Annotated in this window: 12 protein-coding genes; 2 read left to right on the top strand and 10 right to left on the bottom strand. The window is 50.4% G+C overall.

Features of this window, described 5'->3' with window-relative positions:
- Positions 1–278 precede the first annotated feature (278 nt).
- Positions 279–1,190: an AraC family transcriptional regulator gene (locus DD586_RS04005; RefSeq protein WP_012883529.1), complete on the top strand. Its 912-nt coding sequence runs from the start codon at positions 279–281 to the stop codon at positions 1,188–1,190.
- 288 nt (positions 1,191–1,478) lie between these two features.
- Here the strand turns inward: DD586_RS04005 and DD586_RS04000 are convergent, their stop codons facing one another.
- The 5 genes from DD586_RS04000 to DD586_RS03980 form a co-directional block, all read right to left on the bottom strand.
- A complete protein-coding gene (locus DD586_RS04000) occupies positions 1,479–2,630 on the bottom strand; it encodes an acyl-CoA dehydrogenase (RefSeq protein ID WP_012883528.1) in 1,152 nt (383 codons plus the stop codon).
- 17 nt (positions 2,631–2,647) lie between these two features.
- A complete protein-coding gene (locus tag DD586_RS03995; protein WP_012883527.1) occupies positions 2,648–4,240 on the bottom strand; it encodes an acyl CoA:acetate/3-ketoacid CoA transferase in 1,593 nt (530 codons plus the stop codon).
- A gap of 293 nt (positions 4,241–4,533) precedes the next feature.
- Complete coding sequence (gene aroD, locus DD586_RS03990; protein WP_012883526.1) at positions 4,534–5,292, bottom strand: type I 3-dehydroquinate dehydratase; 759 nt, start codon at positions 5,290–5,292, stop codon at positions 4,534–4,536.
- Positions 5,293–5,390: 98 nt separating this feature from the next.
- Positions 5,391–6,257, bottom strand: a complete 867-nt coding sequence (ydiB, locus tag DD586_RS03985) for a quinate/shikimate dehydrogenase (protein ID WP_012883525.1) — start codon at positions 6,255–6,257, stop codon at positions 5,391–5,393.
- A gap of 69 nt (positions 6,258–6,326) precedes the next feature.
- A complete protein-coding gene (locus DD586_RS03980) occupies positions 6,327–7,595 on the bottom strand; it encodes an MFS transporter (protein ID WP_012883524.1) in 1,269 nt (422 codons plus the stop codon).
- 799 nt (positions 7,596–8,394) lie between these two features.
- On the opposite strand from DD586_RS03980, the gene DD586_RS03975 reads away from it, so the two are divergent.
- On the top strand, positions 8,395–9,297 hold the full coding sequence (locus DD586_RS03975; protein WP_012883523.1) for a LysR family transcriptional regulator: 903 nt from the start codon (positions 8,395–8,397) through the stop codon (positions 9,295–9,297).
- An 81-nt stretch (positions 9,298–9,378) separates the two neighbouring features.
- On the opposite strand, the gene DD586_RS03970 is transcribed toward DD586_RS03975, so the two are convergent.
- The 5 genes from DD586_RS03970 to DD586_RS03950 all read right to left on the bottom strand — a co-directional run bounded on the left by DD586_RS03970 (position 9,379) and on the right by DD586_RS03950 (position 17,190).
- Complete coding sequence (locus DD586_RS03970) at positions 9,379–10,626, bottom strand: MFS transporter (protein WP_012883522.1); 1,248 nt, start codon at positions 10,624–10,626, stop codon at positions 9,379–9,381.
- A 701-nt stretch (positions 10,627–11,327) separates the two neighbouring features.
- Positions 11,328–11,684 carry an Aca2/YdiL-like domain-containing protein gene (locus DD586_RS03965; protein WP_012883521.1) on the bottom strand — a complete coding sequence of 119 codons (357 nt, stop codon included), beginning with the start codon at positions 11,682–11,684 and terminating at the stop codon, positions 11,328–11,330.
- A 244-nt stretch (positions 11,685–11,928) separates the two neighbouring features.
- Entirely contained in the window at positions 11,929–12,519 is a 591-nt protein-coding gene (locus tag DD586_RS03960) for an RpoE-regulated lipoprotein (RefSeq protein ID WP_041164778.1), read from the bottom strand.
- A 223-nt stretch (positions 12,520–12,742) separates the two neighbouring features.
- Complete coding sequence (locus tag DD586_RS03955; RefSeq protein ID WP_012883519.1) at positions 12,743–14,404, bottom strand: ABC transporter ATP-binding protein/permease; 1,662 nt, start codon at positions 14,402–14,404, stop codon at positions 12,743–12,745.
- Positions 14,401–17,190 (bottom strand): M16 family metallopeptidase, encoded by a 2,790-nt coding sequence (locus tag DD586_RS03950; protein ID WP_012883518.1) that lies wholly within the window; start codon positions 17,188–17,190, stop codon positions 14,401–14,403. The genes DD586_RS03955 and DD586_RS03950 overlap by 4 nt, the downstream gene beginning before the upstream one ends.
- Positions 17,191–17,261 lie beyond the last annotated feature (71 nt).

The following is a 17,261-nucleotide window of genomic DNA, read 5'->3' as shown; positions in this document are numbered from 1 at the left end:
ATTTTTAATTCAAAATAAACATCACATTGTATTATGAATGCCGTATCTCCGCGCTGTACTCTCCTCACCATCCATTCCATAGTTTTTATGCATAATTCTATAGATTTTATTAATGAAAAGCAGAGTTATCCATTATTTGCACCAGCGCACAATCTTGCATGACATACAAACAATCTTGTTTGGGGGCTCAGTTATTTCGTGTTATATACTGTCTTTACTTACTCGATTGAACCATCCAGTCATTGATTTGCACCTTACGGCTAACCGGGGAGGTCATTATGTATCAGTACAGATTTGATAATAAAATGGATACCATTTTTGAAAACGGATTGACGCCCAAACTCTCCCGCTATGTTATTAGCGACGATCCCAACTGGGAATCGGGTCATCATGTCCATGAAACGGAAACCGAACTGATATATGTCAAAAAAGGTGTCGTCAATCTCACGATAGATTCCTCCAGTTACGTTGCTCATGCCGGCGACATCATCGTGATAGAACGCGGCAGCCTGCATACGGTGGCATCAGACGTCGCATCCCCCGCCACCACCTGTACCTGTGCTGTTTACGGATTTAAAATCAATGGACTGGAAGAAGGCCGACTCATGCAGCCGCACTCATGCCCTGTCGTCTCCATGGTCAAGAATAAAGCCGTTATCAAAAGCATCCTCCAGGAAATCAGCCTGCTGTTGCCACGCCAGAACAATCATGCGTCGTCGCTGGTTTATGATGCATTCAGTTACGCCTTGACTGTTCTTTATTATGAAAATTTCAAAAATGCCAGCCGGTCCGAACTGGGATATATGAAAAAAGACGTTCTGGTAAAAGATATTCTTTTTTATCTCAACAACCATTATCGGGAAAAGATCACGCTGGAACAGTTGGCTAAAAAATTCCGCGCCAGCGTCAGCTATGTTTGCCACGAATTCACCAAAGAATATCGAATATCCCCGATCAATTACGTCATTAAACGCCGAATTACCGAAGCAAAGTTTTCATTAACCAACACCGACCTCTGCCTGAATGAAATATCACTTAAAGTCGGGTACGATAACGTTGATCATTTCACAAAACTATTTATTCGACATGTAGGCTGCTCACCGTCAGACTATCGAAAACAGTTTAAAAATGACCTTAACAGATTGGAATACATGCCCCAGTTTGACGGTAGCGAGGAGATACTGATTTAATGCCACATTGACCATGCCCTGACATAATTATGTTTGGGCATATTTATTGATAAAAGTGCCTCATCCCCTTCAATACAAGACATTCTCTTCAATACAATATATTATTTTCAATATAATATATTGCCCATGCGTCAGTAACTAAATAGCATCCCCGGAAACATGATGAAGCAGTGACCGGGGAGAATAACCCGCGTATAAAAATGCATGACTCAACAGAGTAATATTGACGTGGCCAACATCCGTCTACATGACGGTTCACCCATAACGGGTGAACCGCACTGAGGATTATTACTTGTCCTGGTAATCTTTCAGGATCTGACGACCAGCAATATAAATCATGATTTCGTCAGTGCCGCCGCCGATACGTTCGCAACGCACATCGCGCCAGAAGCGGGAAACGCGCGCATCGTCGGTATAGCCAAGGCCGCCCATGATCTGGATTGCATCATCAATGACTTCCAGAGCGGTACGCGCACAGTACAACTTACACAGCGCAGCACTGGTACGCAGTGACTGGTGCATATCCGCCTGCCAGGCCACCTTCATCACCATATTGCGCATGTTTTCGATTTTGATCGCCATCAGCGCCAGTTTTTCCTGGATCATCTGGTTATGACCGATAGGCTTGCCGAACGCGATGCGCTGATTAGCATAGCGGGCGGCATCCTCGAACGCGCACTCGGCAAAGCCAGTGCTACGGGCGGCGTTAATCAGGCGTTCCATTTCGAAGTTGTACATTACGTTCAGGAAACCCATGCCTTCTTCACCGACCATATCGCTTTCATCCACCTCGACATTGTCCAGATAGACTTCGCAGGTGCTCAGCATATGCCAGCCGATTTTATGCAGCGGGTTAATCTTAATACCCGGCTTGTTCGATTCCACCCACCACAGGCTGAAGGCTTTTTTCGGATCCTTCGGTTCCGGATCGCGCGCCAGTACCAGCATGTAGGGGTATTCTTTCGCCCCGGTGATAAAGGTTTTCTGACCGTTCAGATACACTTTGCCGTTCTTGCGCGTATAAGACGTGCTGGCACTGCTGTTGTCTGAACCGGCACCGGGTTCGGTCAGCGCCAGCGCGTAAGCCGGGTCGCCGGTCGCCAGCGTGCTCTCAGCCGTTTTACGCAACTGCTCCGCCGAACCAAAACGACGCATACTGTGAATGCATTGCCCGTTGGTGATAAGAAACGCCGGCGCACCGCATTTCGCCACTTCCATCAGCGCCAGCATCTGGGTGACATAGTCGGCGGGAATGCCGTTATATTCTTCTGGCACACCCAACAAGGAAATACCGTTGTCAGACAACGCTTTCATGAACTCTTTGGGATAAGTCCCGGTCTGATCGCATGTTCTGAAATATTCTTCCGGGAAATTATTGGTAATTAATTCCCGAATACTGGCAAGCAAGAGTTCTTGCTCTTCGGTTAAAGCAAAGTTCATCTTCTTTACTCCTATTATTAATCTGCTTCAGGCAAGACAAATCCCATGACGTTGTCGTGAAACATTCTTTCATCCATCAATTTCAGATCGCTGGAAATAATTGGCGTGAAGTCCATCTGGGCCAAAATATCTTTTTCCAGATCGACACCGGGTGCGATTTCGACCAAATGCAAACCATCGTCTTTCAACGTAAATACCGCACGTTCGGTGATATAACGGACATCGAGACCACGCTCCAGCGCCGTTTTTCCGCTGAAGGTAATTTCCGGTATTTCTTTAATGAATTTTTTAACTTTCCCTTCCTGGGTAATGCTCAGCTTGCCATCCCCCACGACGGTTTTCAGGCTGCCTGCGGTCAGCGTGCCGCAGAAAATGATTTTCTTCGACGTGGCGCTGATATCGATAAACCCGCCGGTCCCCATGATCTTACCGTTGAATTTGTGCACACCGACGTTACCGTGCTGATCGATTTCGGCGAAACTCAGGTAACACACGTCCAGACCACCGCCATGGTAGAAGTCGAACTGGGTCGTCATATCCAAAATGGCGCGCGTGTTCACATTGGCGCCAAACGCCACCCCCTGGGTAGTGATGCCGCCCACCGGGCCGGTTTCCACCGTCAGCACGAAATCATCGGCGCATCCCTCTTCACGCGCCACCAGACCGATACCATCGGCAATCCCTACCCCTACGTTACCAACCGCGCCTTTGCGCATTTCGAACAGTGCGCGACGGGCAACCAGTTTGCGCTGGTTGAGCGGGATCTCCATCCTGGTGCTGTCATCCAGCGTGAAGTCACCGGAAATAAAGCGGTTGACCGGCGCGCCGCCATAGAGCTGGGTCTGATTCGAATCGACAACCACGATATCCACCAGATAGCCCGGAATCCTGACCGATTTAGGGTGCAGCGTGGCTTTCTTCACCATCTTCTGAACCTGCATCATCACGATGCCGCCGTTGTTGTGGACGGCCTGTGCGATCACCAGCGCATCCAGATACATCACTTCGTCTTCAAACGAGGCATAGCCTTCGCTGTCACAGGTGGTGGCGCGGATAAACGCGATGTTCGGCGCTATCGCCTTGTAATACAGATATTCCTGATTATCGATTTCAACCAGTTTGATCAGCGCTTCGTTGGTGACTTCATTGAGCTTCCCGCCCTGCTGACGCGGGTCGACAAACGTGCCGATACCGATATTACTCAGGATGCCGGGCTGATGCGCTGCTGCGGCACGCAGAGTCTGGGTCAGCACCCCTTGCGGATAGTTATAAGCGACGATCTTGTTCTGCTCGGCCAAATCGGCAATACGCGGCGACTGCCCCCAATGACCGCACAGCGCCCATTTCACTAAACCTTCCTGTGCCAGTGGGCTGATACCGCGCTCAGCGCGATCCCCCAACCCTGTTGGGCTGATGAGCGACAGGTTGCGCGGTGACTGCGTAGCTTTATATCTTTCGGATAACGCAGTAATTAATGTTGTGGCTTCAAGGATGCCGCCACCAGCACCTAATACACAAAGCGTGGCTTCATCCGGAATATAGTTAACAGCGTCTTCGGCAGATAATACCGGGACTCTGCCATCGACTCTTTTCGGTTTTTCCAGCTTCATAGCTACTCCTGACTCAGGCCGAATTAAATTATTTTCCTGTTCAAAAATGAAATACGCTACAGCGGTGTTAAATAACCTTCATCGTCTGTTATTTAAACGCAATAAATACACATTCATTTTTGAATGAAACTATTTTTACCGTTACACTTATCGCAATTAACGTTATCAATTCCGCTTATTGATAATATATGGGCATTCGAGCCATAGCACTCATGCTATTTCTCTCGTTAGTCATGCTGTTTGATATTTATCTTATTCAGGTTCGCCTGAATAAATACGTCAATGCCTGTCAATTAGGCTTCATGCAAAATTCTCAGCACGTCTCTCAAATCCTTGATGGCTATCTGACCGGGTGCGGACGCTTTTTTCAGCGCACCGAACGTTGCCGCCGACCCGAAAACTTCCCCCGCCAGACGTGAAATCACCCCGGCTTTCGACATCGACATGGTGATGATCGGACGATCCGCATATTTCTCGGACATTTCCTGCGCAGCTAACAGCAACGTCAGCACGTCGTTCTTGCTTTGTGGCATCAATGCAATCTTGGGAATATCCGCACCCAGCTCCTGCATTTTGCACAGGCGTTTGACTATCTCTTCCTTCGGCGGCGTTTTGTGGAAATCATGGTTGGACATCACCACCTTGACGCCTTTGGCATGCGCGTGAGCGATGGTGTCACTCACCAGTTGGTCACCGGTAAATAGCTCCAGATCGATCATGTCCACCAGGCCGCTGTCGATCATCCTCTTGTTCAGCGCGATATAAGCTTGCGGGGCAATCTCTTTCTCGCCCCCTTCTTTGGCGGTACGAAACGTAAAGAGAATCGGTTTCTCACGAATGATGGTACGCAGCTTGTGCGCGGCATCCAGCACGCTGTCGATGTTATCCACGCTATTAAAGTGGTCGATGCGCCATTCCAGGATATCGAAGTCAAAATCCCGGTAGTAATGCGCCTCCGATTCCACGGAAGACACCTCTTTCCCCATCAACGATACGATGATTTTGGGCGCACCTTCCCCTATCACCACATTCTTCACGGTTACGGTATTCATGTTGTCCCCTTAAAATTGATACCCTGACCAGAACCGCCTGAGCGAACAGTGTGCGTCAGGCGGCCCACCGTTGGGCAACTAACAGCCGACGCGGACCATCAGGCGCCAAACCCCATCGCTTTTTTAATGTATTCCAACGGGAAGTCTTTTCCGGTCCAGAGTTTGAACTGCTCTGCCCCCTGCCACAGCAACATGCCATAACCATCAATGGTCTTGCAGCCAGCGTCCATCGCCATCTGCAACAGTTTGGTGATATGAGGGTTGTAAACACATTCGGTGACCAACAACCCTGGGCGCAACAAGGATTTATCCGTAACGATGCTCTCGTTTTCCAGCGGTTTCATCCCAAGCTTAGTCCCGTTGGTCAGAATATCCGCGCTGGCGATAGCATCAGCGAACGCCTGTTGATCACCCAGATCATGCACGGTAACAATGCAGTCGGTGTTGTCGTTCACGCGTTTGGCAAAGGCGAGCGCCTTTTCGTAAAACTCATCACGACGGTTGAACAGCTTGATGGCCTTAATGCCTTCAATAGCCGCCTGAGCACCGATCGCCGTGGATGCGCCGCCAGCTCCGACCAGCACCATCGTTTTACCTTTAATATCAAAGCCGCTTTCCTTGATGGCGCGGATATGCCCGGTGCCGTCGGTGTTATAGCCTTTGAGGTAACCATCGTCGTTGACGATGGTATTAATCGCGCCGACCAGTTTGGCTGCTGGCGTCAATTCATCCACATAATCGCAGGCCAGCTGTTTATTGGGCATGGACACCCCAGTACCACGCATTTTTAGTGCTTTAAGCCCTGCTATCGCCTGAGGGAAGGTGGTGTTATCCACTTCAAAAGCCATATAGGTATAAGGTAACCCAACTTCTTCCAGCGCTTTATTCTGCATTTCCGGTGACAGGCTGTGTCTGATTGGATAGGCCATTAATCCAATCAGTTCATATTTTGCAGTGACATCCATTATAAACTCCTTACGCTATGAATATATTCTTGTTACTTGCGTCATTATTATGATGACGTGAAATTCTGCTTATGAATGCGATGGTCTATTACTGGCATTTTTCATCGAAAACAGGCTTTCCCCCATACGCACATCGTTTTCAGGAATATTGAATACCTTGTAATAACGAACGAAAACGATTAATGCGGCGAGCAGCGATAATGCAGCAAAACCAATATCCAGCAGAATGATGTATTTCAATTCAATTTTGGATAAATAACCGGTGATAATGGGAATCACGAAATTAGCCAGGCCGCCCATCAACATATAAAGACTGGTGACTTTTGCTTTGCTTTTCGGGAAAAACTCAGACATCACAGAGACGCCCAGTTGCAATAATCCACCGGCAGCAGAGAAACCGATAATAAATGCACCGACGTTACAAACCAGTGCAGAGGGATACAGATAAATCACCGTGCTGGCCACCACCGCCAATGCAGAGTTGAACACGTTGGCCCAGACTGGACGAACCATGCTTTTCAACAACAGAGCGAAGACGAATACGCATACCAACGAGCCCATGCTGTAATAAGAAATGGTCTTCAACGCGTCGGTTTCCGCCATACCGGCATAGGCTACGGCATATTTCGGCATCCAGACCACGATAACGTAAAAGGTGGAGAAGATAGCGACGCCGAATACGATGGATGCCGCGCCTTCCAGCCAGGCCAGCGGCTTCTGATTCATCTGCGGCAAATCTTTGATGGCATTGGCATCCACCATCTGGCTTGGGAATTTACTTCTTACTATCAGTAGCGATACCAGCAGGAACGCGATCCCCGGCAGGACAATGCCGTAGCCGTACCAGATATTGCTGGTGATCAGGTAGCCGACCAACACCGGATAGAACATTTGTCCGAAAGAAATCATTGCCTTGAGCAGAATAACGGCCGAACCGGACGTTTTGGGATAAGCCTCCATCAATGCCGGATAGGCACCGGTATCCAACGCGGCATTGGCTACCCCCACGCAGACAGCGAGAATAAAAGCAACGATCAGATTCGGGCTGGAAGGAATACCGAAGAAGAACAGTAAATACAGCCCCCCCCCGATAAGAATCGACACGCGGCGACCGAACTTATCGGAAATCACCCCGAAGAACAAAATACTGACCAATCTTCCCAGGCCAATGCCTGAAATAAGATAGGCAATTCCCGCATTGTCAGTGCCGAATTTTGCCGCCAGACTCGTCATATTCTGCGCCAGGGTGATGACGCTGATACCATGAAGAAAATAGCTTAGATATATGCCGATAACAGCTAATAAAAATGGCGAATTGAAGGCCTTGTTCTGGCTCATGCTTCTCTCCGTTTATAGTGATTTTTTCATTGCACAGTTTTCATTGCACAAACTGTATTTCTTGCAAAAATCTTACTTCTCTAAAAAATTGTGCAAGCCGTCTTATTTCCCTCTCTTTCTTTTATTTTCTATGAGCGCTACGTTTCGTAAAATCTTGCTAAATTACTATCTGTATTTAATGTAACCGGCAAGGGGAACAATAAAAACGTAATATAAGGTTTTCGTTGCAAACTTTATTGCAGGAAAAGACAGGCTCCATTAATTCAGGGTGTTGATGATTTGTTCTCTATTTTACAAAATCACCACATCACGATGCCGAAAGACACCGTACCCAGCACCAAACCAACAGAATAAAACAATGCAATTTTCTTCAAATTTATTTTTATAATTCGTGCGTAAAAATTATTTTCATGCCAACTACTGCCACGATAAAAAACAATACCCCGTTATTGTGAGTTAGCCTGCATTAATACATGAGAAAGAAAAATGAGAAGACAGGCTACCTCTCTCTCCATCATCGAATTCGCGTGGAGGGATACAACAGCGCCGTTTTCAATTAACAATCCATTTACCTTACTCTCCTGTATTTCGCACTCTAAAAGACATGCTATTTTGCACAAGGCCATAATAATGTTGCATACCGGGATACCGTAGCGCCGTACCATTAAAACACCGCCATATTTAGGCAACGGCCTGACACATAATGTGATTTAATCAGCGGTACACGGCAAATATTTGCAGTATGTTGATATTATTAGGCGACATTGCTTCGCGCTGCATTAACTTCATGAGAACCAAAATGAATTTAAAACAACTGCACTATTTCAAACGACTGGCAGAAAAGCAGCACTACACGGAAGCGGCATTCAGTCTGAACATTACGCAACCCTCGTTGAGCCATGCTATCTCCGAACTGGAAAAAGAACTGGGGGTCACCCTGTTTGAACGGCATGGGCGCAATGTTCGAATTACCCAGAGCGGGCAACTCTTTTTACCCTATGTCGAAGGTGCGCTACTTGAATTGGAAAATGGTCGCACAGCGCTGAGGAAAATGTGCGCGCCTCACGATGAGGTCATCAATCTGGCGTTTATTTACACCATGGGGGAAATGGTAGTACCGCAATTGATCGATCGTTTTATTCATATTCCAGAAAATACCAATAAACGCTTCGCTTTTTTTCAAGGCACCACACTGTCGATCGTGCAGGACCTCAAAGAAGATAAATTTGACATGGCGCTGTGTTCCCATATTCCGGACGAGTCAGACATTGAATTTATCCCGGTGATCAGCCAGGAGCTGGTGCTGGTGACCTCACGCGACCACCCGCTGGCGCAACGCGATGACAGTGAAATCGATCTGGAGGACGCCATCGCCTACCCGTTCATCTTTTTCTCCCAGAAAAGCGGGCTGCGGCAGTTCATCGACAAGATCTTCATGCAGAAAAAACTGATCCCCGAAATCGCCTGTTATGTGGAGGAAGATACCGCGATGGTGGGGCTGGTGAGCATCAACTACGGTATCGCGATCATGCCCCGTATCAGTACGCTGTCACTCTCCAACGTGCATGTCATGCGCATTCGCAATCCTGGCCAGACGCGCTATGTCTATCTGGCGACGCACAAAGATCGCACCCTGTCACCGGCAGCAGACTCTTTTAAGCAATTCATCCTCAGTACCTGTCAGTCGTTAGCGTTAACATGATGGTGCTAACGCCAGGAAACTGAACTCAATGAAAATACTCGCTTTCCGGTAGACATTAGCGGTATTGCACCGGTCTTGTGGTCAGGCTCCAAGCTGATTCATACTGACGGAACAGCGGCGGGCTTCCATCTCGCGGTAGCCAATAAACAACGCGGTCAGGAAACCGGCTGCCGCCAGGCCGACGTCAAACCACATAATGCTGGCGATACTGACTTGCGACAGCCGGGCCGTTACCAGCGGAATAGTGAATGTCGCCAGGCTACCCGCACTGTAATAAATAGCGGTGGCTTTCCCCTTTGCGTAGGGAAAACGCAATGCCATCAGTGTTAGCCCCAGTTGTAACACCCCACCCGCCGCAGAAAAACCGATTACAAAGGCAAATAGGATCACCACCTTCACACTGGGATAAAGGCATACCACCAACAACGAGATGAAAGACAGGAAAGTGCAGCAGATCAGCACCAGACTTGAGTGGGTGTTACTCCTCGCCAGTCCAGCGGTAATCACAACCCCAAACAGCGAGCCGATGGTGTAGATACTGAGCAGCTTGATCGACATTTCATAAGGCATACCAACCACAAACTGCCCGTACTGCGACAGCCATTGGCTGATCAGGTAGAACGTTGCCATAGCGATGTAGCCGAATAAGGTAAAACTGGCAAGATCCAGCATGGCGCACGTATGGTGCTCTTTCTCCACCCGTGTCGGGCTACTCTTCGTATCAATCCGCCCTGTTTTATCAACCCGTTCAGCCCTATTGGGCTGTGAACGAGATGGCGGAAATGGATATCGGAACAGACACACCGCGTTTAACATCATGATGCTGGCGGCGAGCAAAAACGACCAACCGAACCAGAGATCGGCCCACACCAGTATACTTATCACCAATGGCAGCAAAAATTGTCCGCCAGAAATAAACGCCTTGATCAGGATATTCGCTGTGCCTGGACTATCAGGAAACGCCTCCATCAGTGATGGATAAGTACCGGAATCCAGAAAACTGTTGGCCATTCCGGCAAGCACGCCAAAACAGTAAGCAACAACAATATTAGTCGTGCCGAGCACGCCCAAAAAGAATACCAGATAGCATGCAATACCAAGATAAACAAAAGGTTTCCGACCAAAGCGATCGGAAAGCGTTCCGGCAATCAGCAACAGACTCAGTCGACCGATCCCCAACGAAGAGATGACGACGGATACCCCAGCCGCATCGGTGTGCCATTGCTGTTCCAGGTGCTGCATATTCAGGCTCATCAGGATGACGCCCATGCCATGTACCAGATAATTGAGGTACAAGCCAAATGCCGTTGGTATATAGCGATTTTTCATACAGGACCTTCTGTTCAGAAAAGGATGCTGTCATTCAGCGGCATTTCCTTATTTCACCCGGATACCCATTCATCAATGGGTACGACACAGAGGGTGGAGCGCAACCTTCTCACGGCAAATCACCTGGCGTCATGCAGACAAAAAAATCACCGTCTTGTCTGCCCATAAAACACATTTAATCTCAGATATTCAATACTGCTCTTATGCTATCAACTCATTCTTAAAATAAATAATTCCTTTTTTATTCACAATTCATAGATTCTTTCTATAGTAGAATTTTATGAGCCAATGCACATAAAAAATAAATCACTCTATTTTATCCACACAAATAAAAAACAAAAACGCAACATCCACATTGTTATTTAACAATAGAAGTCAGGCTATGCTTTCATTATGAATAAACCTCGTTCACAACCACCATATAAGTAAAATGCAAGATAGTATGTTTCTTTTATAGAAATAATCTTTCGTTATTCATTCCTCACACCAGTGAGTGGCTATTCACCACAACGATTTCAATATCGTTTTAACGGTCAGATTCCACTCATGGAAGGACGCCCCACTCATTGCTGTCAGGCAGATAATCACATCTGTGACACGCATGTGCTAACACCCCATTCTTCCTTGCTGCGCCCGTATCTGGCGCACAATGGTCATGTGTCTGGCAGCGTATAAAGGTATGCCTTATTACCGGAGTGTTCTTAGCACAATCGCTCCAAATCACGTGAGTAAAGCTCGTTGGCAACAGATTGATACACTTTCCATTCCAGAAAATCCCCATCCGTATAGACGGCAAGGAACTCATTAAAACTACTAAATGAACGCATGGTGTTATTACCAATCCTGTTATTAATTTTTTCAATTATTGCGCTGATTCTCTGCTTTCTCTCCTTTTTCATTGATTCAAACTTTTCAACAATCGGCAAAGGTATTTCCCTTTCGCCGCGTTCCCACATTTCCCACTGTTCGTTATTTCCATCCTCAGCAATATAGTACGCAGCCTCATCCACACTTAATAGAAAAAGCTGGCGCATTGCCAGTAACTCAAGATGATTCATAATGTATTACTCCGCAATGACTCGGGTGAGAGAACGATTAAATATCATCTTCATTCTTAAGACGGTATGATCATTATCACACTATCCTCAATAAAATAGGGCTTCAATAAAATTGTACAGCACTCAATGATAATATTTTAAGAGGAAGAAAAGTCGTGTGCAGCTAGTGAGGTATAAATCGAGTATCAAAAAAAGCCGGAGCAGTATTGCCCCGGCGAGTACATTGACGAACGAGTCCGATAAATTATTCCCGGCCCTGTGCATGCCAGACAATCTTCGTGACCTTCCAGTCTTTAAGAATATCGTCGGACGGCATCAACCCTTCCGGGCCATTCCAGTCGCCAGAAAACAGGTAACTCACGTGTTTCCCCTGCGGCGCCACACACTCCACGCTGCGGGCATCCGCGCCTTGTCCCGGCTGGCAAACACCAAACGCTTTACTGTAAAGTGAGCTGAACTCATCACCGATTTTTACGCCCCACTCGCTGGCAACAGCCTTATCCATCACGGTCACCTGCTTCACCTGGCCTTTCGGCGCACCGCTGATTTCCAGCCTGACGCTGTCATCCTTAAGCGCTTCATAGATAGAGACCAGTTTGCCGTTACGGGTTTCCATACCGCCACGCAGGCGGTAATCACCATTCAGTGCCTTGTCCAGTTCAGACTCCAGCATAGGAGTAGCGGCATTAATATCACCCACGCCCGCGTCCGACACCGTTAACCGATGACCGAACCAGTTAAACGGCGACAAACTGGACCAGGAAAAACTGGAAAGGGTGCTGCACCCTGCCAACAACAGCGGGAAAGCCAGAAACAACGGACGCACTTTTGTCACACTCGACTCCTCAACATAAAACGGTGCCGACTCACAGTCGTCAGCCTTGATGTGCTGGCTGTTGGAGTCCGCCCCCGGCAAAAAGTGCCGTAAATATTCGCGCGGGGTTATCCACGGCGCGCACAATGGCGCCAAGATTACCATTGTTCAGACTGGCCGGGGACCATTTCAACCTGATAAAACGTTCATCAGATAAAAACGCCGCCGACCAGAGGGAGAACGATCAGCGAAACGCCGCCAGATCAATGTGGTAGTGGAACAAATCGGCCAGTTCCTGTTGGTGAGTAACCGCAATGACGGTGCAATCCGGCAATGCCTGACGGATGACGCCCAGCAAATGCCGTGCAGCCTGCGGATCAAGATGGCTGGTGGCCTCATCCAGATACAGGTGATCCGGGCGATTGATCAGCGCCCTTGCCAGCGCCAGCCGTTGACGTTCACCACCGGAGAAAACCCGATCCCAGTTCATCTGCTGCTGTAACCGCTCACCCCAGTCACCGAGCCCAACCTGCTCCAGTACCTGACGCAGCGTAGCCTCATCATCCAGCGGCGCGTGCGGATAACACACCACCTCCGCTAATGTCCCCTGCCCCAGATAACTCTGCTGCGGCAGCAACAGCGGCATACCGCGGCCCACTTGCCAGGCCCCCTCGTAATAGGGCCACAATCCGGCCAGCGTACGCAACAGCGTCGATTTTCCCAATCCACTGTGACCGGAAAGGCAGTTCCAACTGCCGGGTGCGCACTGGAACGTCACGTGACGCAGCAGCAGCCGTCCCTGCGGTGTGGAGAAACTGAGCCGCTCCACATGCAGTTGATCTCCTTGCACCAACGGCATCGCCGTATCCTGATGCGCGTCGATTTCCCGCCGGAACTGATCCAGACGCGCCATACTGGCAGACAGCTCTACCAGCGAGTAGTACACCCGAATAAACCAGCTCAGTGCGCTATGCACCTGGCCGAACGCACTGCGGATCTGCATCAGGCCACCTAGCGTCACCGTTTTGCTGAGAAATGCCGGCAGCGCGGCGAATACCGGTACGATCAGACTGACACGGGTATAGCCGACGGTGAACAGGCCCAGATTACGCTCGGCGTTCATCAATGCGCGCCAGTTGCCGACAATCGAAGCAAAATAGCTGCCAAGCTGGCGTTTTTCCTGCTGCTCACCGCCATACAAGGCAATCTGCTCTGCGCTGTCGTGCTTACGCAACAGTGAGGCACGGAAATCGGCTTCCGCCAGCTGCTTATGGTAATTGATACCGTGCAGCCGCTTGCCGATCCACTGGGTAATCAAACTTCCCAGCAGGGTATAGAGCACCGCAACCCACACCAGATAACCGCTGACCGTGACGCTGTACCCCCACAAGGTAAAGTGCTGCACACCGGACAGATCCCACAGGATCACCAGAAACGAGCACAGTTGAGCGAACGTGATGATAAACGACACGGACAGCCGTACCGTTTGGGTGACGAACAGGTCGACATCCTGCGCGATACGCTGATCCGGGTTATCCACCTGACCACTTAACGACAGGCGATAAAACGTGCGTTTCGCCAGCCAGCTGTCGATAAACGCCGCCGTCATCTGTTCACGCCAGCGAATGATTAACAGTTTGGTCAGCCACTCCTGATACACGAAGATACCGATATAAATCAGGATATAGAGGCAATACTCTTTGATAAGACGGTAAAGCAGACTGCTATCGAATGCTCCCAACGCATCATAAAAGGTCTTGCTCCAGTCATTGATACGGACGTTGAGGTACACAATGCTGCCGCCCATCGCCACGATCGTGGCCAGCAACAACCAACATGGCCAGTAACGCCGATCAAGCCAGAATGGACGGCATAACAGGGCAAACGCCTGCAGAAAGGTGCTCACGATTTTTTCTCCTGCGGCAGCGTGATGTTCGGCAGTGTGATGTACAACACCTGATTTTGCGGATGCCACAGCCGGGACGCCGCGTCACGCACCGTTTCAACGGTGATCGCCGGTGCCAGGCTATCCAGTTGGGTCAGATAGCGAGGGTCGTGATAATGGCGGTAACTCAGTATCAGCCGGGACATCAGGGTGGTGATGTCTTCCTGACGGGCTCGTTCGCTGTGAATAAACTGTTTGCGCTCCTGTTCGACATCCTGCGGTGTGATGCGCGTCGCCAACGTTTCCAACACCTGCTGGGCGTTATGCCTCAACGCCTGCGCCCGTTGCGGCGAAGTGGTGAAACGCAGCACTGTTTCAATGCGCTGGCTCTTATCATTCAGGCGGCTTTCCATCTTCAGGTTATACACGCCCTGCGCCTCATCCCGCAGGCTGGCCTTGAGATAGCGCGCCGCCAGCCGGGCGGCGATGTTCACCTGCACCGCCTGCTGCGGCGTCCAGGTTTGGGGTGAAAAACTCCACAGATAAACATCCGCTCTCGGCTCCAGATTGATGGCGGAAATGCGCTCGCGCTTCCCTTCCTGTGCCAGATATTGCGGGCTTTCCCCAACGGACTGGCGAGGCAACGAAGCCAGATAGCGCTCCACCAGTGGGCGCAATTGCTCTGCCGGTAAGTCCGCCAGCAGGTAATAAGTTACCGGTGCCGCCACCGTCTGCCGCCACTGTTGCGCCAGTTGTTCGCTGGTCACGGCATCCAGTTGTACTGGTGTCGGGAAAGGCACACCGGTTTTGCCAAACTGCAATTCGGCGCTCTCCCGCTCCCGCCGGGCGCTAATGCTCTGCTCGCGGGTACTCTGCTGACGTTTTAGTGTCGCCAGGCTCTCGCGGAGATCACTTTCGTCGATACTCGCCGAGCGATTCATCACGTGATAAAGATGCAGCAACGCCTCCAGCTTATCGGGGCTCGTACTCCCGCTCCAGCGCAGTTCATCTGGCTGATAATCCAGACTGAGGGAGAGTTTTCGTGCTTTTTTCCAGTCGTTCAAATCACGGCCTGTCCATCCCGCAGGCCCGCTTTGGCTGATCAACTGGGCAGCAAGCTGAGACAGCCACGGTTCACGCCCCGGCGCCATAAAACCAGCAGACGACAGCATGGTCAGTGAGACTGTTTTGCCAGCCTGAGGCGTGCGTAGCCACACCAGACGATCACCGTTGGTCAGTTGCCACTCTTCCACCTTCTGCTCCGGGAAGAGATGTACACCAGCAACCTCGCCACGGCCTTCGCTCGGCGGCAGTACTGGCGTAACCCGCGTCACCGGCAGTTGTAACGGTGCCAGCTCACGCTGCGCGACCGACTGACGCAGTTGCTCAATTGCCGCCGCTGAAGGTGGTGTGAACGGCAGGCTACCGGGGACACTGAACTGAACCAGTTGATCAGGCGACGACAACCAGCGTTGCAGGCAGGTGTTGATATCATCGGCCGTGATGGTTTTCAGTACCGCGAGCGCCTGTTGCCCCAGCTGTTGCTTGCCGATGTAAGGACGGCCCTGCTGCCACGGCACCACCAGTTGCTGTACCCAATCGGAAAACTCGTGCTGCTCTGGCGTCGCCGCCATGTTCTCCGCCGATTGACGTAACTCGTCCTTGATTGCGGTGATATCCGGCTCGTGAAGCGGATAACGCTGCAAGCGAGCAATTTCTTGCAGCACGGCGTTAATTCCTTGCTGATGCCCTTGCGGCAGCACCGAAGCAAACAGCCCCAGCGCTACCGTGGTAGTGCCGATATCAGACTTGCGCACCACCAGACTGCTGACTGCCGAAGACGAAGAGAGCGGCTGACGCTGCACCTGCCTGCTCAGGGCATCCAGCGTTATCTGGTTAATCAGACGACGGCGCATCCCCTCTTCCCCTGTCGCTTTGGCCGCAGCGTCATCAAAACGGAACACGAATGACACCTGGCTAACGCTGCTCTGACTGTCTTGCAGGCGCGCCACATGCAGTTGCGGGCGCAACGTCGGCTCATACGACGGCCGCGATGGGATCGGCGTGTCCGGCAGACTCCCCATCACCTGCGAAATCGCTTGTTTTACCTGCTCGGGCTGCAGGTCGCCTATCACGATCAGGCGCATATTACGGGGGTGATACCAGCGGTCATAAAAACGGCGCAGCACCGTCACCGGTGTGTTCTGAATGGAAGCTTCAGTGCCGATAACCGGGCGCTCGGGATAACGAGAACCATGCCTGATGGCAGCGACCCGCTGCTGATTCATGCGCTCTGCGACTCCGAGCTTGCCGCGCCATTCCTCCAGAATCACCTGGCGCTCGCGCTGCCAGTCTTCCGGTTCGAAACGCGCGTGTCCTGCTATCTGCGCCAACACGTTCAGCGCCAGCGCCAACGAGGCTTTACCCGCTGGCGGACTCAACATGTACATCGTGCGCTCGTAATTGGTCATGGCATTGTAGTGCTGCCCACGGATCCAACCCTGTTGCCCCAGCGTTTGAGCCAATCCAGCCGGATAATCCTGTGTCGCGCGAAACACCATGTGCTCTACCATATGCGCCACGCCGGATTCACCGTCCTGCTCATCCAGCGAACCGGACTCAACCAGCAGCCGGATATCCAGCCGTTGTTGTTGCCCGGCTAACGGCACAAGGGTGTAACGCAAGCCATTAGCCAGTTGCCCTTCGGTGATCACCGGCAACGGGCTGGTAACGGTTTGTGCTGGTGCCAGCGTACTGAACAGGCACAAGCCGATGATGCCAATCCAGCGGGATGTCATTTTTTTCATCAATCACTCAATCATGAATATATAAAACAGACAAAATAGTTCGATAAACCATTGTGTTACTGCCGGGAAAT

The organism is Dickeya parazeae Ech586, assembly GCF_000025065.1.
In the GTDB taxonomy this organism is placed as follows: domain Bacteria; phylum Pseudomonadota; class Gammaproteobacteria; order Enterobacterales; family Enterobacteriaceae; genus Dickeya; species Dickeya zeae.
This window is presented reverse-complemented; position numbering and strand designations above follow the sequence as displayed.